The organism is Enhydrobacter aerosaccus (assembly GCF_900167455.1).
Lineage (GTDB): Bacteria > Pseudomonadota > Alphaproteobacteria > Reyranellales > Reyranellaceae > Reyranella > Reyranella aerosaccus.
In genome coordinates this window covers 201,438-223,708 of record NZ_FUWJ01000008.1, presented here as the reverse complement: position 1 = coordinate 223,708, position 22,271 = coordinate 201,438, and the positions used below count along the sequence as shown (strand labels likewise).

The 22,271-nt window shown below is 62.1% G+C and carries 22 protein-coding genes and 3 pseudogenes; 9 read left to right on the top strand and 16 right to left on the bottom strand.

The features are described 5' to 3' along the window. Positions 1–268: 268 nt before the first annotated feature. Positions 269–1,214, top strand: a protein-coding gene (locus tag B5D62_RS23980; RefSeq protein ID WP_139374057.1) for an IS630 family transposase whose coding sequence is annotated in 2 segments (ribosomal slippage) — positions 269–601 and positions 603–1,214 — 945 coding nt in all. Because the reading frame shifts where the segments join, the coding sequence is not laid out codon by codon here. Here B5D62_RS23980 and B5D62_RS23975 read toward each other — a convergent pair. The 4 genes from B5D62_RS23975 to B5D62_RS23960 all read right to left on the bottom strand — a co-directional run bounded on the left by B5D62_RS23975 (position 1,204) and on the right by B5D62_RS23960 (position 7,559). Next, on the bottom strand, positions 1,204–2,364 hold the full coding sequence (locus B5D62_RS23975) for a glycerate kinase family protein (RefSeq protein WP_085936564.1): 1,161 nt from the start codon (positions 2,362–2,364) through the stop codon (positions 1,204–1,206). The two genes, B5D62_RS23980 and B5D62_RS23975, sit on opposite strands and share 11 nt — an antisense overlap. Positions 2,365–2,575: 211 nt before the next feature. After that, positions 2,576–3,448, bottom strand: a complete 873-nt coding sequence (gene uppP, locus B5D62_RS23970) for an undecaprenyl-diphosphatase UppP (protein ID WP_085936563.1) — start codon at positions 3,446–3,448, stop codon at positions 2,576–2,578. 468 nt (positions 3,449–3,916) lie between these two features. After that, entirely contained in the window at positions 3,917–4,435 is a 519-nt protein-coding gene (lspA, locus tag B5D62_RS23965; protein WP_231714921.1) for a signal peptidase II, read from the bottom strand. Positions 4,436–4,496: 61 nt separating this feature from the next. After that, positions 4,497–7,559 (bottom strand): heavy metal translocating P-type ATPase, encoded by a 3,063-nt coding sequence (locus B5D62_RS23960; RefSeq protein WP_139374056.1) that lies wholly within the window; start codon positions 7,557–7,559, stop codon positions 4,497–4,499. A gap of 549 nt (positions 7,560–8,108) precedes the next feature. On the opposite strand from B5D62_RS23960, the gene B5D62_RS23955 reads away from it, so the two are divergent. The 5 genes from B5D62_RS23955 to B5D62_RS23935 all read left to right on the top strand — a co-directional run bounded on the left by B5D62_RS23955 (position 8,109) and on the right by B5D62_RS23935 (position 10,711). Then, entirely contained in the window at positions 8,109–8,303 is a 195-nt protein-coding gene (locus B5D62_RS23955; RefSeq protein ID WP_085936561.1) for a hypothetical protein, read from the top strand. Further along, positions 8,304–8,609: a hypothetical protein gene (locus B5D62_RS23950; protein WP_085936560.1), complete on the top strand. Its 306-nt coding sequence runs from the start codon at positions 8,304–8,306 to the stop codon at positions 8,607–8,609. 193 nt (positions 8,610–8,802) lie between these two features. After that, complete coding sequence (locus B5D62_RS23945; protein WP_085936559.1) at positions 8,803–9,456, top strand: hypothetical protein; 654 nt, start codon at positions 8,803–8,805, stop codon at positions 9,454–9,456. A gap of 526 nt (positions 9,457–9,982) precedes the next feature. Beyond that, positions 9,983–10,198, top strand: a complete 216-nt coding sequence (locus B5D62_RS23940) for a hypothetical protein (protein WP_085936558.1) — start codon at positions 9,983–9,985, stop codon at positions 10,196–10,198. Positions 10,199–10,249: 51 nt separating this feature from the next. Beyond that, a complete protein-coding gene (locus B5D62_RS23935) occupies positions 10,250–10,711 on the top strand; it encodes a Rossmann-fold NAD(P)-binding domain-containing protein (RefSeq protein WP_085936557.1) in 462 nt (153 codons plus the stop codon). A 647-nt stretch (positions 10,712–11,358) separates the two neighbouring features. On the opposite strand, the gene B5D62_RS23930 is transcribed toward B5D62_RS23935, so the two are convergent. The 6 genes and pseudogenes from B5D62_RS23930 to B5D62_RS23905 all read right to left on the bottom strand — a co-directional run bounded on the left by B5D62_RS23930 (position 11,359) and on the right by B5D62_RS23905 (position 15,896). Next, positions 11,359–11,997, bottom strand: coding sequence for a cation efflux transmembrane domain-containing protein (locus B5D62_RS23930; RefSeq protein ID WP_085936556.1), 639 nt, complete (start codon positions 11,995–11,997; stop codon positions 11,359–11,361). A gap of 18 nt (positions 11,998–12,015) precedes the next feature. Beyond that, entirely contained in the window at positions 12,016–12,576 is a 561-nt protein-coding gene (locus B5D62_RS23925) for an SCO family protein (RefSeq protein ID WP_085936555.1), read from the bottom strand. A 156-nt stretch (positions 12,577–12,732) separates the two neighbouring features. Beyond that, entirely contained in the window at positions 12,733–12,990 is a 258-nt protein-coding gene (locus B5D62_RS23920) for a hypothetical protein (RefSeq protein ID WP_085936554.1), read from the bottom strand. 335 nt (positions 12,991–13,325) lie between these two features. Beyond that, on the bottom strand, positions 13,326–13,988 hold the full coding sequence (locus B5D62_RS23915; protein ID WP_085936553.1) for a peroxiredoxin: 663 nt from the start codon (positions 13,986–13,988) through the stop codon (positions 13,326–13,328). Between the two features lie 169 nt (positions 13,989–14,157). Continuing rightward, positions 14,158–14,406 (bottom strand): annotated as a pseudogene (locus B5D62_RS23910) (DUF411 domain-containing protein); the annotation flags it as partial. Between the two features lie 98 nt (positions 14,407–14,504). Beyond that, complete coding sequence (locus tag B5D62_RS23905) at positions 14,505–15,896, bottom strand: multicopper oxidase family protein (protein WP_085936612.1); 1,392 nt, start codon at positions 15,894–15,896, stop codon at positions 14,505–14,507. 695 nt (positions 15,897–16,591) lie between these two features. On the opposite strand from B5D62_RS23905, the gene B5D62_RS23895 reads away from it, so the two are divergent. After that, a complete protein-coding gene (locus B5D62_RS23895; protein ID WP_139374055.1) occupies positions 16,592–17,032 on the top strand; it encodes a hypothetical protein in 441 nt (146 codons plus the stop codon). On the opposite strand, the gene B5D62_RS34415 is transcribed toward B5D62_RS23895, so the two are convergent. The 4 genes from B5D62_RS34415 to B5D62_RS23880 form a co-directional block, all read right to left on the bottom strand. Beyond that, a complete protein-coding gene (locus B5D62_RS34415; RefSeq protein ID WP_419188812.1) occupies positions 17,025–17,597 on the bottom strand; it encodes a hypothetical protein in 573 nt (190 codons plus the stop codon). The genes B5D62_RS23895 and B5D62_RS34415 overlap by 8 nt on opposite strands. Further along, the gene (locus B5D62_RS34410; RefSeq protein ID WP_419188811.1) at positions 17,582–17,857 is read right to left on the bottom strand and encodes a hypothetical protein; all 276 of its coding nucleotides are present in this window, start codon (positions 17,855–17,857) and stop codon (positions 17,582–17,584) included. The genes B5D62_RS34415 and B5D62_RS34410 overlap by 16 nt, the downstream gene beginning before the upstream one ends. Positions 17,858–18,222: 365 nt before the next feature. Next, positions 18,223–18,846 (bottom strand): DsbA family protein, encoded by a 624-nt coding sequence (locus B5D62_RS23885; protein WP_218191264.1) that lies wholly within the window; start codon positions 18,844–18,846, stop codon positions 18,223–18,225. A 17-nt stretch (positions 18,847–18,863) separates the two neighbouring features. Further along, positions 18,864–19,292 carry a disulfide bond formation protein B gene (locus B5D62_RS23880; protein ID WP_085936547.1) on the bottom strand — a complete coding sequence of 143 codons (429 nt, stop codon included), beginning with the start codon at positions 19,290–19,292 and terminating at the stop codon, positions 18,864–18,866. A gap of 262 nt (positions 19,293–19,554) precedes the next feature. On the opposite strand from B5D62_RS23880, the pseudogene B5D62_RS23875 reads away from it, so the two are divergent. Together B5D62_RS23875 and B5D62_RS34070 are read left to right on the top strand one after the other, a co-directional pair. Further along, positions 19,555–20,030 (top strand): annotated as a pseudogene (locus B5D62_RS23875) (copper chaperone PCu(A)C). 80 nt (positions 20,031–20,110) lie between these two features. Next, positions 20,111–20,325, top strand: a pseudogene (locus tag B5D62_RS34070) (copper-binding protein); the annotation flags it as partial. 628 nt (positions 20,326–20,953) lie between these two features. On the opposite strand, the gene B5D62_RS23860 reads toward B5D62_RS34070, so the two are convergent. Both B5D62_RS23860 and B5D62_RS23855 read right to left on the bottom strand, forming a co-directional pair. Continuing rightward, positions 20,954–21,595: an NrsF family protein gene (locus tag B5D62_RS23860; RefSeq protein WP_085936544.1), complete on the bottom strand. Its 642-nt coding sequence runs from the start codon at positions 21,593–21,595 to the stop codon at positions 20,954–20,956. Next, positions 21,592–22,149, bottom strand: coding sequence for a sigma-70 family RNA polymerase sigma factor (locus B5D62_RS23855; RefSeq protein ID WP_085936543.1), 558 nt, complete (start codon positions 22,147–22,149; stop codon positions 21,592–21,594). The genes B5D62_RS23860 and B5D62_RS23855 overlap by 4 nt, the downstream gene beginning before the upstream one ends. Positions 22,150–22,271: the final 122 nt, after the last annotated feature.

Sequence of the window (22,271 nt, the reverse complement as noted above, 5' to 3'; positions counted from 1 at the left end):
GGTCGCTCGGAGCGAAAGGACCGGTGGCGCAGCATGGCCACTTCCGGCCGCCGAGGCCAGTCTCGCCCGTGCGTTGGTTGGGCCTCTCGCCACCCAGGTCGGGTTGCGTGCGGTCTAAGTGCCTCATGCTACAAGTCCTCGGCTGGCGATTGCGCTGACTTCTTTAACCCGAGAACTAGAGCGCTTCATGACTTGAGGGAATCAAAGGGGATTCCGGAAGTGGGCTGGATGTGATTCAAGATGCTGGCTGGAATGGAGGCCAGCATCGATGCGTCCTCTCTCGAAAGACCTGCGTGAGCGTGTCGTTGCAGCGGTAGGAGCCGGCGAGAGCTGCCGGTCTGTGGCGGCCCGGTTTGATGTTGCGGCGTCGACGGTCGTGAAGTGGTCGCAGCGCTATCGGGCGACGGGGTCGGTAGCGCCGGGCAAGGTCGGCGGGCACCGCAAACCGGTGCTGGAGGCCCATCGGGCTTTCATTCGGGAGCGGATCGACCAGACGCCGCATCTGACGCTGCACAAGCTCAAGGATGAGCTGGCGATCCGGGGTATCGTCGTCTCGCACAATGCGGTGTGGACATTCCTGCGCCGCGAAGGACTGAGCTTCAAAAAAAACACTGTTCGCTCTTGAGCAGGCCCGGGCCGACGTGGCCCGTCGGCGACGGCGCTGGCAGGCCCTGCAGGCCGGCCTCGATCCGCGCCGCCTGGTCTTCATCGACGAGACCTGGATCAAGACAAACATGGTTCCCTTGCGAGGCTGGGCCCCGAAGGGCCAGCGCCTGCGCGGTTTCGCCCCTCAAGGACGGTGGCGAACCCTGACCTTCCTCGGTGCGCTCCGCTGGGACGGGATCACAGCACCCTGTATCTTCGACGGTCCGATCAATGGCCAGTGCTTCCGCGCCTATGTCGAGCAGCTGCTGTTGCCCGTCCTGCGGACCGGAGACATCGTCGTCCTCGACAATCTCGGCAGCCACAAAGCAAAGGCCTTGCGCCCGATGCTCAAAGCCGTTGGCGCGAGGCTTTGGTACCTCCCGCCCTACTCGCCCGATCTCAATCCGATCGAAAAGGCCTTCTCCAAGATCAAACACTGGATGAGGCTCGCCCAGAAGCGCACCCCGGATGGCATCTCGCGATACGTCGGCAAGCTCCTCAAGAGCATCCGCCAATCCGAATGCTGCAACTACATCCAAAGCGCTGGATACGATCACGTCAAAGCGTGAAACGCTCTAGCCCGACCCCGATCATCCGAACTGCATCTTCCGCCGCACATATCAGGAGCTTCTGTGCGTCTCGGATCGCCTCATCGAGACTGCAGGGCTGCTTTATGATCCCGGCGAAGGCATCGATGCCATGGTCGAAGTTCGCCATGCAGCCTGGTCCGATAGTGCCGGCAAGAGCCACCACGGGTAGGCCCCGCGCCTTCGCTCGTCGAGCGACCTCTGTCGGAATCTTGCCGACGGGCGTCAGCCCGTCCAGCGAGCCTTCCGCCGTCACAACGAGATCGGCCTCGGCGAGCAAGTCATCGAACTTTAGGAAAGGCATGATGACCTGAAACCGCGGGTGCAGCCGTCCGCCAAGGAGTGCACGAATCCCCGCTCCTAGCCCGCCCGACGCACCGGACCCGGGAGCGGTCGAGATATCGCAACCGGTCGCCTCCCGAACACGATCTGCGTAGATTTCAAGCGCGTGCTCAAGGACCGCGACCTGCTCGGGGGTGGCGCCCTTCTGTGGACCGAACAGACGGGCTACACCCCGGTCTCCAAGAAGGACATTCTGCCAATTCACGGCGGCGTCGATTACAACATGATTGAGTCGGGGGTCCCGCCGAGACAAGTCGATACGGCTGATTCGGCTTAGCTCGGCGCCGCCGAAACCAATATGGTTGCCATCGCGATCCAGAAGGCCCACCCCGAGCGCCTGTGCCATTCCAGTGCCGCCGTCATTGGTGCCGCTGTCGCCGCAACCGATCAGGATCCGCTCGACGCCGTGGTCGAGAGCGTCAAGGATCAGCTCACCGACACCAAAGCTTGTTGTGCGGGTCGGATCCCGATGATCTCCCGGTACAAGAGAGAGGCCAGCCGCAGCGGCGATTTCAACAATCGCCGTCTTCGGCCCCGACCCGCCCATGAAGCCGTAGAAGCTCTCGACGGGCAGGCCGATTGGGCCGGTTACAACCATTCGCCGGATGGTGCCACCCGTCACGCCTACCAGCGCTCTGACGAACCCTTCACCGCCGTCCACCATCGGGCATTTCAGCACCCGGGCTTCCGGCATGGCTCGCTGGATGCCGGTCGCGATCGCTTCAGTCACAGCCCATACATCGAGGCTTTCCTTGAAGCCGGACGGTGCGACAAGAATGCTTAAAGACACGGTATATCCTCGATTAACGACGGAAATCCAAATTGCGGCCAGATGTGAACCAGAAACAAACGACAAGCCCCTGTGAACCGACCTAAACGGGCACCCAGTTTGGCACTCGACTTGACGGTTTGGCAGAAACAAGTTTCGACCGCGCGTGGGGAGATCAATCGCGCAGGATTGGTCCCGGCGCTCACTCATGCGACACTCCAAATGTTTGGACTCAAGTGAATCGACCCAATGCAACGGCGGAGATGAGAAAGACACCGAGCACGCCACGATAGATCACGAAGGGCCACGCCGAGAAACGCTCGAGCACGCGCATCAGTCCCCAAATCGCGAAGAAGGCCGAGACAGAGCCTACCACTAGACCGACAAGAAGGATGGACCAGCCGTCGAGAGACAGCTGGACTTTGTGAAGCTCCCACAGTTCCTTGAGACCCGCCAAAGTGATTGCCGGCAAGCCAAGGAGGAACGAGAATCGAGCCGCCTCTTCTCGTTTGAAACCGAGCGCCAGCGCGGCGGTCAAAGTCGAGCCGGAGCGCGACACTCCCGGGATCAGGGCCCCGACCTGAGCGATGCCCACGATCATTGCATCGATGACCGATACATTCTCTAGCGTCCGTCTATGCCGGGCATAAAGCTCCGCGAGCGCGAGGAGAATGGCCATGACGATGCACGCCCAGCCGATCACTGTGAGGGTCCGCAACGGGGAACCGCAGGCGTTCAGCACCGCCGACAGAGACAGACCTGCCACGCCGATCGGGATCGTCGCAAGGATAATCCAAACGGAGAAGCGGAAATGTCGGTCCCGGAAATCCCGACGCGCCACGGCGTGGAAAGAATTCGTGGCCAACTGCCTCACGTCGCTCCAAAAATAGCTGACGACGGCAGCTAGTGCTGCGAGCTGCATGGCGGCTGAGAACGCGGAGCCGGGATCTTGCCAACCGAGCAGTGCCGGCACGATCCGCATGTGCGCTGTCGAGGAGATTGGCAGGAGCTCGGTGATTCCTTGCACGACGCCCAATACGGCGACCTTTGCATAGCCCAACGCCACGAATCCGGTGTCGACGCCCTGGGTACACGCTTCAGTCATGCTGGCTCCTCTGATTGGCGAAAGGCGGCCCGAATGTGTGAAGGACGAGCGCCAGGCTGCGCGGCCAATGTGCCGACCGATCAGCGGCAGCTGACGCGACCGCGCGATTTTCGTTGAAAGAAACCGTAGACACCTTCACCCCACGCTTCGCGTGATAGCGTGCCAGCGGCAAAATTCGCTGGTCCAGTGGAGCCTGTCGGAGGGACATGCTTGCCCATATCGTTCCTCAACAGCCCATCACCGCGACCGAGATGCCAACAGATCCAAACCTGTTGGGAAGAACTGGATGAGGAACAGGCTTGGCAGGGCGAACGCCTTCCAGAGATCGAACCGCAGTGTCAGGAAGAGCATGGTGCCAAAGAACGACTGCGCGGCCGTCAGGAAGATTCTCCTCACGCGCCACCGTCCCGAGCGGTATACGAGAAACCGACCGGCCCCGGTCAAGACATCGGATCGTCATCGTCTCATTCAGCGGGTCTCTGTTCGATCAAAGCCCTCCTGAATCGACCTCGTTGGCCAAAGCGAGCCAGTGATCAACAGGACGACACCGACAACTATCATCACGTCCGCCATATTGAAGGCCGGCCAGTGCCAATCGCCGACGTGGAAATCGAGGAAATCGGTTACGGCACCCCGACGCACCCGGTCCACCACGTTGCCTACAGCACCGCCGGCAATGAGGCCGAAGGCGAACGTATCGATGCGTTTTGTGGTTCGCACGGCCAAGATGAAGAGGCCTGCCGCGATCGAGCCTGTCATCCCGGCGAGGAACAAAGGTCGCTTCACAAAGAAATCGCCGAACATTCCGAAGCTGACGCCCGGATTAAAACCGAGCGTGAGATTGAAAAATGGCGCGATCTCGATCGTGCGCGGCGGCACCATTATAACGTTTAGAATCAGATATTTCGTGATGAAATCAACCGCAAAGGCGGCAGCTAGGGCACTGCCGGCCAATGCAGCGCGTCGAATCAATCTTGGGTTCGCCACGATACTGAAGCCTCATTCTTCATGCGGTTCTCCGAGACCGGCGCATCGCTGGGAGCGGCCGCTACGCCGGGGACGCCTTCGGGGCGATTGCCAGGGGCGGGCGCCGGTGCGCCGGAACGCCAAGTCCGCCGGAAGGCCCGCCCTGTTGAGTGCCCGTCTGACCACGGTTCAGTAGGCGCAGGCCGTTGAGAACGACCAGCAGTGATGCACCGACATCGGCCGCGATGGCACCCCATAGCGAAGCGAGGCCAATCACCGTCAGTGCTGTGAACACGAGCTTCACGGCAATGGAAAACGCAACGTTCTGCCTGATCACGGCCAGAGTCGCGTGCGAATGGCGCACCAGCCAAGGAAGCTTCGAGAGATCGTCAGACATGAGCGCCACGTCGGCCGTTTCAATGGCGGCGTCGCTGCCCATGGCGCCCATAGCGATGCCGAGATTGGCACGCCCCATCGCGGGAGCATCGTTGACGCCGTCGCCGACCATGGCAACGGAGCCGTAGCGCTTCACCAAATCCTCGACCGCCGCCACTTTGTCGGCCGGTAGAAGCTCCGCCCGGACCTCGTCGATACCTGTCTGCTTGGCAATCGCTTCTGCCGTCGCCCGGTTGTCACCCGTGAGCATCACGACGTGCTTGATGCCGGCGCTGTGAAGCGCCGTAACGATGCCCTTCGCTTCCGGCCTGACGGAATCGGCAACGGCCACGAGGCCCCAGACTTCCTGACCATCGCCAACCCCTACGATGGTGCGACCGGCACTTGAAAGTCCATCGGCCTGCTGCAGGACTGCGTCTGAGCTGATGCCTCGCTCCGCAAGGTAGCGGCGTGAGCCGAGCCATGTCTCGCGACCGGCCACTCGCCCGGTGACGCCTCGGCCCGCGATGGCTTGGACGGCCTCGGCGGGTTCGGCATCGATCCTCAACTCGATGGCCTTCGCCATGATGGCGCGCGCGATTGGATGCCCGCTGCGCGCCTCCAGGGCCGCGGCCAAGCCGAGTACGTCGGCTTCGTTGCGGCCGCCGAGCGGTACGATCTCGACGACCTGGGGCCGCCCTTCAGTGAGCGTGCCGGTCTTGTCCATGGCAATGGCCTTTAGGTGCGCGGGCGTCTCGAGGTGGGTGCCGCCCTTCACAAGGACACCCTGTTTCGCTGCGCCGGCAAGGGCCGCCACGATGGTTACTGGCGTCGAAATCACGAGGGCGCAGGGGCAGGCGATCACGAGGAGCACTAGCGCGCGGTAGAACCAGACGTCCCAGGCACCGCCCAGGAGCAGGGGCGGAGCCAGAAAGATTGCGATGGCAAGCGCCATCACGACGGGCGTGTAGATGCGAGCGAACTTCTCCACCCACTGCTCACTGGGCGCACGTCGACTCTGCGCCGAGCCGACCATCCGGATGATCTGGGCGAGTGTCGTGTCGTTTGCCGCTTTGGTGGTCACAACATCGAGGGCACCCTCGCCGTTGATGGTGCCGGCAAAGACTTCGTCTCCCGCCGCCTTCAATACGGGGACACTTTCACCGGTGATCGGCGCCTGATTGACCTCGCTTTCCCCGGCGGCAATCCGGCCGTCGAGCGGTACCTTGTCTCCTGGTCGGACGATGATGTGCATGCCGACCCGAACCTCGGCCGCCGGGACATCGCGCTCGGAGCCGTCTTCGAGCTTGACGCGGGCTGTGGGCGGCGCGAGTTCCATGAGGGCGGCAACCGCGCGGCGCGCGCGACCAAGGCTCCAAGCCTCAAGCGCCAGCGCCAGCGCGAAGAAGAACGAAACCGTGGCAGCCTCAAACCAGGCGCCGATGCCAATGGCGCCCGCGACCGCAACCATCATCAGCAGATTCATGTCGGGACGAAGACGCTTGGCGGCGAGCCAAGCCTTGGGCGCGACGTAGCGTGCCGCGCCGAGTACTGCGAGTGTGTACAGCGCCATGCTCGGCAGCGGAGTCGACCCCGAGCCGTGTTCACCCGCCTCGAACGCCGCGATGACGCCGCCACCCAGCCAAGCATGGATCGCAAAGCCCAGCGCCGTGAACACGCCGCTCGTGGTCGTCAGCCACGACTGCATCCGCCTGCGGCGCTCTTCGGCCTGCGCGGCTTCGCTGGTTCCGCCTTCAACCCAGGGCTCGGCACGCAGTCCAGCGCGCGCGACGGCCTTCTCGATTCTTGATTCGAGTGTCGCATCCGGCGCCATGTCGATCGACATGCGGCCGTTGAGAAGATCGAAGGCAAGCTTATCCTCGCCGACCAGCGGCCCAACCTCGCGCTTCAGGGCCGCGATTTCGTCGGCACAGTCCATGCCGTGAATGCGAAACACAACTTGGCCGGCGAAGCGGGTCGGGAGGGGTGGCGTGAGTGCATCCTGCACCTCCGCAGCAGCGCCGGATGCAGGACCGCCAGGCGCTTCGGCGGGATCGTCCGTGCCGGGCGAAATTGCTGGCGGCGACCAGGGCTCCGCGCGCATGCCCGTTCGTGCCACGGCTTCCTGGATCGCGTCAGGCGCCGCCCGGCTTTGGGCAGCCACGGTCATCATGCCTTGCGCCGTGTCGAAAGCGAGCTTGTCCTCGCCCACGAGTGGACCCAGTTCACGCGTGAGCGCGGCCACCTCGTTCTTGCAGTCGAGGCCGTCGACGCGGAAAAGCAACGTTTCTGCCGTGCCGTCCTCAACAAGTAAAGCACGCATTCCAGTCGGACCGACGCGGCCGACGATGTCTTCGACTGTCGCCTGCCCTTGCGGCGCGACCGTCATGAGCCCCTTGGCCGTATCGAACGACAGCCAGGCTTCGTTCCCAACTAGCGGACCAACCTCACGCTTGAGCGTGGCGACTTCGTTCTTGCAGTCGAGCCCTTCGACCCGAAACAGCAATGCAGGCTGCTGGTTAGGCTCGCGCAGTAGATGCGCCTGCATGCCGGTCGTCGCGACCGCCCGCTGGATGTCATCGACTGTCGCGGCGTCCTCGCATGCCACTTCCATAACACCAGCTTGGGTACTGAAGGACAACTTGTCGTCGCCGCCAACGATTGGCCCCACGGCGGCACGAAGTGCACGAACCTCATTTTGGCAGTCCAGGCCGTCAACCTTGAAGCGCAGCGAGCTTGACGTGCTCATCGTCGCGGCATCAGCAGACATTGTTATCTCCTTGGTATGTGTCGGCTTTGGCTCCGAGCCTTCTCCTTACCTTCCGGCCACCATACATCCTGTAGTCACTCCAGAATCAAGCATCTCGACAAACCAGCCCTAGCTGCTCGTCCGGGAACGAGGGCCCAAATGGACTCGCACTTTTATCTTGGGCCCGGAATGCGCCTTGCCCACATTTTGAACGGATCCTGCCGGCATTTGCGCGATCTAGCCGATATCGCACGCTACATGAGGGAGGGAGAGACCCTTCGCTAGCACAACGGCTGCGAAGTCAGCATGTTTCGTCGCCACGTTGAAATTGAAAGAGAAGCTCTATGGCAGAACGACCATAAATATTGCGACAACACGTGCGGGCGATAGTGTTCAAGGCGAGATTAAGATCACCTACGACAGCAAGACCACGACCTACCGGGCGGGCGGACGATCGGGACCCGCCGCGCGGCAACCCGCCTTACGGCCCGGCCCGGAAGGCGCGGTGACTCTTTTCGGACGGATGTAGCAATTCCTCACAATGACAAAAGCGCGCCAGCCTGGCATCTCGTGCCCGCGTTCACGCTTTCCCCGGTGATGCTCTGCAGCCTGATCGCCTGGCTGCAGAACGCCCACATCATCAACGGCATGTACAAGAGCGTCCAGGCCGAGTCCTGGATCGCCGATCCCGGTCGCGCGTCGCTTGATCCATCGAATTACCTCCTTTTCCCACTGCATGGCACGCTCTGCCGCCTGCTGGACTAGGTGGGAATCGAGCGCGGCGTGCCGTGGCGGCAGTTCGCCTATCTCAATGCCTTCTTCGCCAGCCTCTGCACGGTCATCGTGTGCGCCTTCATCCATTTCGTGACAGGCAGCGCACGTGTCGCACTGCTGGCGGCCTGCTTCCACTTCGGCTGCGGGTTCGTGCTGCTGCTCTCGGTGATCAGTGAGGACATCATGCCCGGCTACACGCTGATGCTGGGAGCCATGGCGCTGGCCGGCGTGTGGTTCGACCGGCCGAGTCACGGCCGCGTCGTGTTGGTCTGCGCATCTTCACCTTGGGCTGGCTAGTGGAATGGCGGTTGATGTTCCCCACGCTGCCCGCGCTTCTCGTCGCGCTCGCACTGTCGGACGGGCGGTGGATGCGTCAGCTGGCATTGATCGGCAGCTTGATCCTGTCGATCCTTATCGTGTCGGGCGTCGTGCAGCTCCTGTGGGCATGCCGGCGCTGTCGGCCTGCACGACATGCTGTGGACCGGCAAGGGTGTGGCGACCGGCTGAGCCGCTCTTCATCTCAGTGCTGTTTCAGGCCGCCAGCCTCGTGGCCGCCGTCGTCCTCTTGTGGCCGCTGCGCGCCGACCCAGGACTGCGCACCATCAGCGTCGTTTTCCTCGGCACCCTGGGTGCGGGGCAGGTCCTGAATCTTTATTCCCAGCCCCAAGATCCGCAGATGCAGCTCAACGTCATGCCGTGGCTCGCGGTGGCGTGGGGCCTGCTGCTGGGCGCGTCGCTGACGAAATCACGCGGCGCCGCGATCGTGCTCGCCGCGCTCTCGCTTGCGCCGCTCGCCTGGAATGTGAGCCAGCTCGCACGCTTTCGCGGCGGTGATGCGGCGGCACTGAAGGCCGTGGCGGCACTCGAGCAGCGCTTCCCGCCGGCATCGACGGTGTGGGTCTATTGGGGCTTCGAGCCCATCACCATGTGGCAGTATGCGTTGTGGAGCCGCACTTGGGACTGGGACGGCGCCGTCACCATCGCGCCCGCGCCGGCGGCCGATCCCAAGTTCAAATGGATCGCCCTCGATGCCGGCGCCATCCGCCATCGCGACTGGACGGCGGACCACAATGCGGAGGTGATCAAGCGCGACATCGACCAGGCCTTCGAGCGCGGCTATCGCGTCGTCATCTCCAACGTCTGAACCTGGAGCTTGCCTGAGTTCACCGGCCAGCTCGGCGTTTTGTGGACCGCCGACCGTGCCCCGCCATCTGGCGGAGGCTCCACGAAAATTTTGACGCGCAACTCATCTTTCGCGATCCTACGGTCGGCAGCTACTACGAGCTGCGACTGCGTTGAATTTCGACGACTGCCCATGGCCTCCGGATAAAGGCTAGCCGTCGACTTTGGAACGCAGCGAGCTTGAAACGGCTTATCGCCGTGTGATCAGCTTTCATCATGTATCTCCTGGCTGTCGCGAGCTCTGTCCCAAGTTTCTCCTTGCTCCTTGAAGATCATAAATCCCGGAGCCCCTACAGAATCACCGGGCGCACAGCAGGCGCGGGCCAGCTCAATGCTAATGCCGTGCTCTAACATCGCTTAGTGCCGTTTAGGCGCTTGCTCCTGCAATCGCTACAGGATGTACAGTTGCCTGAACGTCTTGCGCGAGGTGAGGTCGAGCGGTTTCGGGTATGACGGCATCGCTTTGCACCAGAGCCGGAGGAAGGCCTATGACGAACATCATGAAAGAGTTCGCGAAGTTCTTCGCCGGTGTGGCTGCGATGCAAACTGTATTTCACTGGGCGCTCGGATTGAGCGACGTGCTCCCGGTGACGCTCGTCGGCATCACTTACACGCCGGGCCTGAATACGACGGCCATGGTTGCATGGCCCATCATCATGGTTCTGCTGATCTATTACGCGTGGCTGAGGAGAAGCGCCGGATAACAGCGCCCTGCCCACGCATTTATCGCAATCCGGCCAACGAGGCTTTAGCGCATGCCTCTCAAGAACAGGGACATCCTTATTTCGGGAGCAGGCATAGCGGGGCCGGCTTTGGCCTATTGGCTCCAGCGATACGGCTTCGCGCCAACCGTTGTCGAACAAGCACCTAAACCTCGGGAAGGCGGGTACTTGATTGACTTCCGGGGCACTGGGATCGAAGTGGCGGAGCGAATGGATGTTATGCGTTGCGTGAGGGCGGAACAGTTCATTCCGAAGGAAATGCTGTTTGCCAACGCATCCAATACGGCGATCGGAAGAGTCGACATCGGCCGCCTGTTTCGGGAGACGTTCGATGACCCCCGCAAGGCGCAAACGCAGATCATACGATCGAAGCTGGCGCGGATTCTCTATGACGCAAGCAAGGAAACTCATGACGATTCCGAGCGTCGCGCGATTTGTGGCCAAGCGAACGTATGGAAGAGTGGTCCGAGTGGAAATCACGCTCAAAGACTATGAGGAGCAAGGGATGCGGTCACTCTGAACGATCAATGTGGCTCATGGCATGCATGGGCGGTCGACCCTGGCGAGCAGGCGCGCACTGCGTCGCAGCGGATGTTGCGGGCAACTCCGTGGACATGGCGGCGGCCCGCCACATTTGGAGGCGGGATGGCGGATGGCCTGGAGCCGCAGACGGTAGAGGCGCACGAGCCTGCTTTTGTGGCGCCGCGCGTGGATGTGATGAGCCCATGGTCAGTTCTTCGCGCTCAGGGGAAAGGCGCTGCGCCCTGTTGGCTGCGCCAGGCCCGGAGCAACGTCCCTCGTCGAGGAGATCTAGCGAGAAGGAACACCAAAAAATCCCCAAGTGTTGTGCCGCCATGCCCACCCGGTCGGGCTTCGATCCTGGGACGGATAAGGCTGCGTCCGCTGTGGCGCGGGTTCCGGCGCACAGGCTGCACCTGGGCGGTCCGAACCTCCTCGCTCGCGCTGCGCTCGATGATCGACGACCTTGTCGGGTTCGCCGCGATTCCAGCCAGAGGCCGCAGCACTTCGGACAACAATCGATTTTCGTGTCCTTAGTTGCCGGCGCGTCTCTTTGGCTGGGCTGCCACTTGGTGGCTGCGTCCTACATTTGCCGGGCACCCGTGTGCAAGGGGCGACATATCTCACCGTTGTTGTCCGTCGGCGGAAGACTGACCTCGCGCCTTGCTAGCCTCCTTCAGAATGTCCCAACCGCCCTTGACGACGATTCCACTAACCAGCAGCCCGATGATCAGATCGGGAAGCGGAGATCCGAAGAACATCACTGCAGCGGCGGATACAACGATGCCAGCGTTGGCCAGCATGTCGTTAGTCGTAAAAATCCACGACGCCTTCAAGTGCACGCCCTGGTCCCGATGCGCTCGCAGCAGCCGCAAGCAAACGAGATTGGTCGCGGCGTTAGCGATGGCCGTAACAATCATGGCTACGCCGATCGGCTCAGCGCCTACGAAAAAACGTCGGAGAACCTCCAGGAGCAGCGCCAGCCCCAACACGATCAAGAGGACGCCGGAGAGGCGTGCGGCGCGCGCCTTGGCCGCTACCGCCCGCCCAACGGCATAGATGCTGACCAAATACACGCCGGCGTCCGCCAAATTGTCCAGAGCGGCGCCTAGTAGACCAGTCGAGTCTGCGATGACGCCCACCGCCCCGGCGACAATAACTTGAAGGAAGTTGATGCCGAGTACCCACAAGAGGGTCTTGCGTTCCGCGGCATTACTCGCATCAAGCTGGATTTCTGATTCTTCTTTCTCATTTGCGCTCATGCAGACCCACAGGCTTTTCTACTTGCGGTGATGGGGCCGCTGGATCTCGTTGGTCAGCGCGTTGATGAAGAGCGTAGGGTTGACGGAAGCGAACTCCAAACCGTGGAAATTCACCCGCCATCGCCCGTCCTTGTCGATCACATGGGCGACGACGCCATGCGTCAGCTGCCCGTTCTCGGCCCTAGTCAATTTGTGGCCATATCGCTCGACGAGTTTCCCGGTCAGATCGGACGGTTGATCTGGCGTCATTGTCAGCAAGACCCAATTGGCGTCGTCCAATCCGTGCGCCGGACCGTAGCCGCGCAGGATTTCAGGCGTGTCGTGCTTAGGATCGGTCGAAATGCTGATGAACTGGACCATGCCCTTCATCGGAGTGCGGTTGACCATCGCCTGCATCTCGGTGATCTGGTCGGCGTGCAGCGGGCAGACGTCGGGGCAGTCCGCATAGATGAAATGCAGGACAACAACCCTGCTGCGGAAATCCGCGAGCCGGAAGACCTTCCCGTCCGCGTTGCGCAGCATGACCTCGGGCGCAGGCTTGTCGACGGGCTGGAAGTACTTTTCGTTCTCGAAAAGCATCGCCTGAAGCTCCTCGAGCGAATGGCGTGCGCGGCGTCGTTAGGGTAGCCCGCCGCTGCGAAGACAAGGATCCAGCCGACGATCGAGCGTATCGTTCACTCCCGACATGTGGGAAACGATCCGCCACGCCGGATGGCGCAGCGGATCGATACCGCACTACTGCTTCTTTTCGGTCTGGCCGCCTGCCGGCGGGCTGCCGTCGCGCCATTGCTCATTGGGCCTGCGGGAGGCGCCTTGCATCATTCGGTTGCAGTGGTCCATCATCTGGCCCATCCCCATCATGTTCCCCGGGCCCATCATCGAGCCTCCCGCGCCGCGCGGGGTTGCGTTGTCGTGCGCCTGAAGCGCCGACGGTATCGAGAGTGTCACCGCCACGACGGCGGCCGCGCCCACTGCAAAGGTGGATCTACGCATCGGTCAGTCTCCTTTCCTGTTGAGATTTCGGTTGTCCACCCGCCATCGTCGCCTCGACGAGAGCGGTTTGCGAATCGCTCACGCCGCTCGTGGTCGAGGTGACGGCGGGATGTTACGCGTCGCAGTCAGCGGATCGTCGACCCCGCTGCTTCGTGATGTCGGCGGCGCGCACGTCGAACGGGACCGTCGGCCCATGCGGTGCACGTAGGGGACCGCGCTCATCCAGGGTGGCAGTGACGAAGGAGCGGTGCGATGCCCACCGCCACCAGCCAGCTGTTGAATGAAGGGTGGACCTCGACTCGGTCATGGGCAACCTCCTTCCCCCTTCGCCGCCATTACTCGCGCGGCTGCGGTACGATCCGCAGGTACGGTTTGAGCGCCTTCCACCCACCAGGGAACTTCTTCCTGGCGTCCTCGTCGGAGACGGTAGGGACGATGATCACGTCTTCGCCCGGCTTCCAGTTCACCGGCGTCGCCACTTGGTGTTTCGCGGTCAGTTGGATCGAATCCAGCACCCGCAGCACCTCGTCGAAGTTGCGGCCGGTGCTCATCGGGTAGGTCAGCGACATCCTGATCTTCTTGTCGGGGCCGATTAGGAACACCGTGCGCACGGTCGCGTTCTGGGCCGGCGTGCGGCCCTGTGACGTCACGCCGGCATCGGCAGGCAGCATGTCATACAACTTGGCTACCTTCAGTTCAGGATCGCCGATCATCGGGTAGGTCACGGCATGGCCCTGGGTCTCCTCGATGTCTTTCGCCCATTTCTTGTGGTCGTCAATGGGATCGACGCTGAGCCCGACGATCTTGCAGTTGCGCTTGTCGAACTCCTGCTGCAGGCCCGCCATGTAACCCAGCTCGGTGGTGCACACCGGTGTGAAGTCCTTGGGATGCGAGAACAGGATGGCCCAGCCACCGCCGATCCAATCGTGGAAGGTGATCGGGCCGTGCGTCGTTTCGGCCGTGAAGTTGGGTGCTTCGTCGTTGATCCTAAGTGGCATGATTTCCCTCCAGTTGCTCCGTGACGGTCTCGTGATGTCGTGACCTCCCATTCAGTCCCTGTTGGCCCGACGGCCGTCTACCGCAGGCATGCGCGCACCCGACTGCTGGTCGATGCGCCTGCGGAAGAAGGCGACCATGTCCGGTGCGTCCCATTCGGCGGGCCGACTAGCCGGCAATCGGAGGATGCTCCGATAGCAGCCGCCGCACGATATTGACAGGCACATGACCGTCGACCACGTAGCCGCCAATGAACATCGAGTGGCAGCCTTCCAACTGCTCGGGGACGCCGGCCTTGCGGCTGATGATGGCGAGGTCGTTGGTCGGCTTGACGGTAACGTCGAAGCCGTTGCCACGCACATAGTCAGCATAGCCTTCGCAATAGGTGCATTGCGGATTCTTGTACAGGGTCGCCTCGAGGGCCTCCTTGGCCTGTGCCGCGGCTGTGCCCGTGATCATCAGTAGGACAGGAAAGAGAATACGAAACATTGCAGGTTTCCCTTTGCATCAACTGGCTGTCATCGCGTCTCGCTACCGGCGCCTTCGATCCGCAGAGTGGCCATCAGGCCGGCTGTCTGGTGGTCGGTGACATGGCAATGCAGCATCCAGTCGCCGGGATTGTCGGCCACGAACGCCACGTCGACGGTCTCCTTGGGAGCGACGAGGACCGTGTCGGCCCATTGATTGTGCGGAACAGGCGCGCCATTGCGGCTCAGCACGCGGAAGCTGTGGCCATGTAGGTGCATGGGATGCCACCACGCCGTGTCGTTGCGCAGCCTCAAGACATAGCTGCGGCCAAGCTCGAGCGTCGCGAGTGGCGGCATGCCAGCGTGGCCGTCGCCGGTCATGGAGGTCGAGTTGATTGCCCACGCGGCGCGGCCCATCCTCGCCATGCCGCCCATCCCCCGCATGCCCATCATGCCACCCTGCAGCACGAGTTCGCGCAGCTCGGCGGCTTTCAGATCTGGCGTCGGCAGCGGATTGCGCGGCAGGCGGAGCGGCGCCTCGGAAGGGTGCATTCGCATCGGCGGCGCCGCGTCGTAAGCGAGCTCGACCAGCGAGTATTTGAGCTCCTCGTCGAAATCGTCGATAACCTCGTAGCGCCGGCTGGGCTCACCCTGCATGTCGAGCACGATGTCGATGCGCATCGCGGGACCAAGCAGCAACCGGCCGTGCTTCGGCACATGCGGGTCGCAGGGTTGTCCGTCGATCGCCACGACGACCGGGTGATGTCCCTCGAAGCGAAGCGCCATGATGCGGGCGAGCGCAGCATTGATGAGGCGGATACGCACGCGTTCGCCGGCGCGGACCGGCTCGACCGTGGGCACCACGCCGTTGATGGTGACGGTGTTGCCGATGCGGCCGGACATCGCCGCTTCCATCATGTTGCCGAAGCCGCGGGCAATCTGCCCGTCAGGCCTCAGCCGCCAGTCCATGATCGTCCAGACCAGTTCGCGGTCCACCGGCACCGGCGAACGCTCCTCGACGATCAGCGCACCGGCCAATCCCCGACCGAGCTGCTCAAGCGTGTTGGCATGGGGGTGATACCAGAATGTGCCGGCATCGGGCGGCGTGAACTCGTACACGAATTTCTCGCCCGGGCGGATCGGCGCCTGGGAGATGCCGGGGACGCCGTCCATGCCGATCGGCAGGCGGATGCCGTGCCAGTGAACGGTGGTGTCCTCCTCGAGCCCGTTGTCGACGACGATCGAGACCGGCTCTCCCTGGCGAACGCGCAGGGTGGGGCCGGGTACGACGCCGTCGTACGCCCATACATCGGTCGCTGGCCGTCGCGGGCCGGTCAGCGGCGCCTGTCCACGGGCGACCGCAATCCGATGGCTTTGACTTGCCTGCGACAGGCTCGGGCGAACGAAGCCCAGCAAGGCAGCCCCGGCGCTCGCCGAGAGCATCGCCCGCCGCGTCAACAATCCGATATGATCGGCACCCACAACTCTATCCCTCCGCAATTACGATGGGTGGCGGTGCGCGTCGCCCGATGACGGCCAATCTGCACCAGTTTGGATAGCCGCCACCGTGGACGTGCGTGCACCGCCGCCTGTCAGCCGCAGGCGGCGATCAGGCTCGCGTTAGCCGAGATTTGTAGATTTAGGAGGGTAAGGATCAGGCGCATGCGCCCACCCGACGAGCGACGGCTGGACCGGCATAGGCAAGCCAAGCCCGTCGATTCGGACGCTGACGACAGGCGCCGATGCCAGCGTCGCAACGCTTGAACCTCCACAAACAGCGAGGCTGCAGTCCATTGCTTTCGCGTCGCGGCTGCCGTGATCGCAGTCCAGGCATTTGCCGTACTCGGCGGCGACGCCCATGCCCGACGCCCCGGTCATCCTGGCCGCCATCTCCGTCGCCTCGACCGCCAAAATACTCATGCTCGCGGCAAACACCAGCCCCAGAATCGAGGTCAGTGTCTGTCGAAGCCAAGAGCGAGTCATGTGCCAGAGTGTGGGGATTTATTTCCCGACTGCAAGCCGCATCCCATCACGGGCCTGCGATTTTACGACGCGTGTCGGAGCGGAGCGCAGCAAACGCAAGTGATGGCTGAAAGGCGGCAAAGCCACCAAGTGATCAGGGGGGTGTGGGAGCGTTCATGTCGGTGGTTTACCGTTACTCCGCTGATCGCTGTCTCGATCTACGACATAATCGGCCGGTAGTTCGTTTTGGTGATGCTCGGCCTCGGTTTGGCTACCTGCGCCATGCGCATGTGCGGATCGACATCCTCCGTGTTCGCCTGCCATTGCGCATGACGCCTGTATCGAGCTGTCCGGCCGCTTGCTGGTCCTGGTTCGTTTTGCATGATGTCGTCCATGGCGGCGAACTCGCACTGAACACCTTCGACACGATGGAGCGTGCATGCGCGCCACTCGGCCTGCTGACGCGCTGGATCACCAAGTCCGCGCTGCCGCTGGGCGGCGTAGTGCTGCTGGCCGGCCTATCCGTCGCCATCCTCAATACACCTGTCAGGAGAGTGCCTCCGATTGGAACTGCCGCAACGATAGCGTCGGAGACCTTGGCCTCCTCGATCAGATAGGGAACGGCCGTCTCTGGCCAAACGATGTGCGTCGGCCAATCGGAAACGGCCTGTGAGCTGAGCGCAACGTAGAGAGAGAGAGAGAGAGAGAGAGAGAGAGAATGCGCTCACGTTCCTCCGGATTCCATTTCATCGCCTGAGGAACGTTTGCCTGCACAATGCGCAAGCGCGATCCTGGCACATCTCCGGGCATGTCTCCCGCAAGTCGATACGCGCCACCCCCCGAAAGAGCAAGAACACCTATCGTCGAAACAGCTAGGGGCATCCAGCGTGGGCTCTCAGGGATCCTGCTGCCGATCGCCAGTCCAGGAGCGGCTGCGAGAAGTATGGTGAGAAATCCGAGCCCGTAGATGCCCAAGACTGAAGCTGCCTGTAGTGTCTCGTCCGCTCCTCCCCAGGCATATCCAATCAAGTTCCACGGAAAGCCCGTAAGAACGTGCCCCCTCAACCATTCGGCTCCGCTCCAGAAGACAGCAAGCGCGAGGAGCAGTCTCCAGCCGACGGCGCCTGTTGCCTTCGCAAGACCACAAGCCAAGGCAGGGAACAGAGCTAGGAACGCAACCAGTGCGGCGATCGCGGTACAGCGATTGCACCGAATCGTGTGGCGTCGACATAGAAGCTCTCAGCAATCCAATTCAGACCGACGGCAAAGCGAGCAACTCCAAACAGCTGCCCTAGGAATGCGGCGCGAGACCATTGTCGAGCACCATTGACCAGCCAAAAAAGGCCGGTAAAGGCAAGGAACAAGAGCGGCATCCAGTGGAATGGAGCCAGTGAGAATGCACCGAGCGCGCCAAAGCCGGCTGCCAACGCGCATCGCAACACGGAGCTCGCCTTGTTAGAAGTATTCAAACTGGTCGCGTTTGATCAGAAGCTTGGCGATCATCGTGCGCTTACCTCGTTTCACGACGCTATCACTCACGTCCTCCAAGTGTGCGACAGGCGAGCTCCAGGCAAAGTACACGACGATTCCTCCGAGCACGATCAACGCGATCAGAGCGATAAGTTGGAGACGGGTCGTCACGGCGATGGTGCTTGGACACCAACGTTGAAGGGGTCGATATGCCCAGCGCGGCCCAACTTCGCATCCATCCGGCTTTGGTCGAAACGGAGCCACGCGCTGAGCCCGAGATAAATCGCAAGGGCTGCGGCCGCCGCTGCTGCTCTCCACAGTATGACCTGGCTGCTCCTCACGGCGCCTTTACTTCCGATTTGACCAAGTCATGGAGTTCCTGCGCGCCAAACCGTTGAAGCGGCTTTCCATTCACGAAGAACGTCGGGGTTGCGCGGACGCCGGCTGCTTTCACGTCTTCGGCATCCTGGGCCAGCAGGGCGGTGACCTCTGGCTTCACCGCATCCTGCTTGGCCTGCGCCAGGTCGAGCCCCAGGCCTTCAACGACCGTCCAAGCGCTGTCCGCCGGGCGTCCATGCGGCGCCCATTGCCCCTGGGTTTCGAGGAGACGTTCAAGGACTGCCTCGAACTTTCCCTGCCGGCGGGCCGCTTCGAGGATGCGAATCGCCTCTGCCGACGTCGGGTGAAAAGCAGCATAGCGCAGCACGAGGCGCACCTTGCTTGGAAACGACGTCATGATCCTCTTGACCACCGGGTAGAAGGCGCGGCAGGCCTCGCACGCGGGATCGAAGAATTCGATGATCGTGACCGGCGCAGTGTTCGGGCCGAGTACGGGCGCATGGGCACGTATGAAAGGCGCGCCGGTTGACGCGGCCGGTGTCGCGACCGACTTCTCGCGGGCCGGACGCCAAAGGAGCGTACCGCCTGCAAAAATACCGGCAGCAACAATGGCGGTCGCCACGATAGCGCCTCGACGGTTCATGTGTGGTCCTTTCTGAAGGGAACGGTCAGCGATAGGATGATCGCCGCGAAGGCCGCCAGCGACAGGAACGGCAACGGCAGGAATCCGAACAGGGTCTGTTCCTCGCCGGCGCATGACGGCCCGTTGCGCGTGCACGGCTGCACGCTCTCAGCGATGACGCCGGCAAACAGGAGGCTATGCCACAGCGCGATCAGGCAGCCAGCAACCGCGATCGGCAGCACGTAGTGGCGAATGGAGGTTTCCGAGCGGTAGCAGGCAACGCCGAGAATGAGCGCCAAGGGGAACATGGCGATCCGCTGGTACCAGCAGAGCACGCACGGGGCCCGGCCCATGACCTCGCCGACGAACAGCGCACCCAGGGTAGACGCAAGCGCGATCAACCACGCGGCGTAGAGAGCGTTAGCCTGTAGCCTGACAGGCCGCATGTCATCATCACCCTGGTTTCATTGTCACGTAACAACATCCCGCAGATATGCTGGCCTCCTGTCCGTCTTCTCCGCGGGCCACGTGTACTCTCTATAGTCACTAGAGGTTCAAGGACGAATCGTCGCGAGGAATGACGCCGCATCGCTGATCCTAAGCTCTCGCTCGTCAAGGGCCAGCCCAACTCGGTGTTTGATGCCGACGGCTCAGCCGTCGGCGTGACTCGTGCCCAAGCCAAATCACGTCCCTGAAGGTGTTGTCGCCATGATCCGCCTCTGCCTGGCCCTGACCGTCGCCCTTGCGCTCGCCGTCCCGGCTCTCTCTGCAGCCTCCCATGAATACAAGCTCGGAGCGCTCGACATCGTCGAGCCCTGGGCGTGTGCCACGTCGTCCACCGCGCAGACTGGCGGCGGCTTTCTCGTGATTACCAGCAAGAGCACCTCGCCGCACCGACTGATCAGCGCCAAGAGCCCGGCAGCTGACAAAGTCGAGAATCACGAGATGAAAATGGACCGCAACGTTATGCGCATCGCGAACTCGACATGGGCCTGGACATCCCGCCCGGCGCCACCGTCGAGCTGAAGCCAGGCGGCTTTCACATCACGTTCATAGGCCTCAAGGCGCCATTCGCCAAGGATGCGAAGATCCCAGTCACCTTGGTGTTCGAGAAGGCCGGCAGTATCGATGTCGAGATAGTGGTTGCGGCTATGGCCGCCGCCGCGCCCGCTCACAAGCCTTGAGCGAGGACACCGCCAACCACGGCCAACCCTCAACTCAGCTCTGACTGACGGCGTGTCGCGACGTCGCTCGCGCGCACCTTGTCACCCTCAAGCACGCCCCATCAAGAAGCTCGACATGGACAGCATGACGATGGTGTTTCGTGTCGCCGATCCGGCGATGCTCGGCAAGGTATAGGCTGGCGACAAGCTCGAGTTCGAGGCCGACCGCGTTGACGGAGCCATCACGGTAACACAGAAACGACCTCATCTGCACGGCAAGCACATGCAGCAACGTCTAGACACGGCATGGCAGTAGAGGATGCAATGGGCCCATCGGGCCTCGGCGGGACATCTAGCCAGGAGGACTGCTAAGGCGTGATGACCTCAGTCCCGCAGGGTCACTGGCTTAGCTCAGTCCGGCTTTACGTTGCCACGTCGGGCATTCTCCATTTGGTTTGGGAGACGCTGCAACTTCCCCTCTATACTATTTGGAGTACGGGTTCCTGGGGAGAAATTGCGATCGCGGTCTTCCATTGCACGATCGGCTTATTGATGATCGCAAGCCTATCACTTCTGATCGCGCTGCTGGTTGTCGGACATCGATCGTGGCCTTCCGAAAGGTTCACCGTTGTTATGATGGCGACAATCATCATTGCGGTTGGCTACGCCGTCCGTCTACAGTGAATGGATGAACACGATAGTCCGGAAGACTTGGCAATATTCCAACTTGATGCCGACCCTACCCCTTCTCGGCACGGGAGTTTCTCCGTTTACTCGATGGCTTATTGTCCCAAGTATTGCTTGTGCGGTGGTTCGCTCACGGCACAAGCGATTGTTGCGCCATCGCTAGTTCTTGTGTCTTTCCAATCGTAGGCCTGTGGCCCGACGCGCAGGCGGTCCCATCGATGTAGGAGTGCTTTGCCACTTCTGAACGGCGTTTGCCACTACCAGCGCAGCAGCCGGGGGCCGAGGACGGCGCCAGCGAGTGTGCACAACATGATCGTGCCGCTGTACCAGATGGCGACGAACGGCAACGAATCGGCGGTGCAATGCAAGGCGTAACCAGCGGCGCTCAGCCCCCCTGCGATGAGGCCGGCAAGTGCGCCAGCTCGTCTTAGATCCGTCGGCGCGGCTTGTCGAACCGCCCAGACCACGAGGGCGAAGGGAACAATGGCGATTATCGGTATGGACAGCAGGCATTCGAGCCATTCGTTCCCCATGAACATCACTTGCCAATGCCCCGCGGGCGCATTAGCCAAGCTGATCGCGGCCAGCCCGACAATGCCGACGAACGGCAACGCCACCAGCGCTATCGACCCACGCCGGCTGCCGGCTGGTCGCGCAAATCTGGTCAAATAGAAAAAGGCAAGCGCCGCGACCGCCACTGCGAAAGCGAGCTTGGCGATCATGAAGCCAAGTGCCTCAGCGGTCCAAACGTCGGTCCGGCCGCCAAGCATGACCAGTGAGGCGCCAAGAGCGACCACCGCGCCCACCGCGATGGCTCCGGCGATGGTACGAGATACCAGCCGTTGATCGACGACTTCGACATTGGTGCTCAGCATATTGACCAGATCGTCTGTTTTCATGTCTTGTGCTCCGGCCTAATCACCGCCGATAACGCCTTCAATCCGCGGTGGATGCTGATTTTGACCGCCGACTCCGTCATGCCCGAGCGGCGCGCCGCCTCGGCGACACTCAATCCGTCCAGTTTCACGTACTTAATGGCTTGTTGCATCTTGACCGGTAGCCGGGCCATCAGCCGCCTAAGGTCGATCGAGCTCTCCACCCCGTCATGATCGGCGTGCGAAGTAAGCTCGCCGGCGTCCTCGAGCGGCACGTCGCGGTAGGACGAGTTGGTGTGGCGCAGATAGTCGATGAGCTTGTAACGTGCGATGGCGTGCATCCATGGCGTGAAGAACTCTGCTCGATCGTAGGTATGCCGTCTGGTGTGGATCGCCAGCAACGTTTCCTGCAATAGATCCTCCGCTTCAAAGTCCCCCCGCCCGACACGCGAAAGCCGTCCTCGGTAGTAGCTGCGCAAATGCTGGCTGAGCCGTTCGAGCAGCATCCGATATGCAGCAGCGTCGCCGTCGAGGCCGGCCGTCATGAGTGCCTTCAGCTCTTGCTCATTCGTCGACATACGGCTGCAGTCTTTTATTCGGGCGAGAGGCAGCCCTGGTTACACGGACCGCCAAAAAATTCGTCACGGCACGCAGTGCACTCGAATGCGCCGTTCACGTCAACGTGAGCATGACCCTGTAT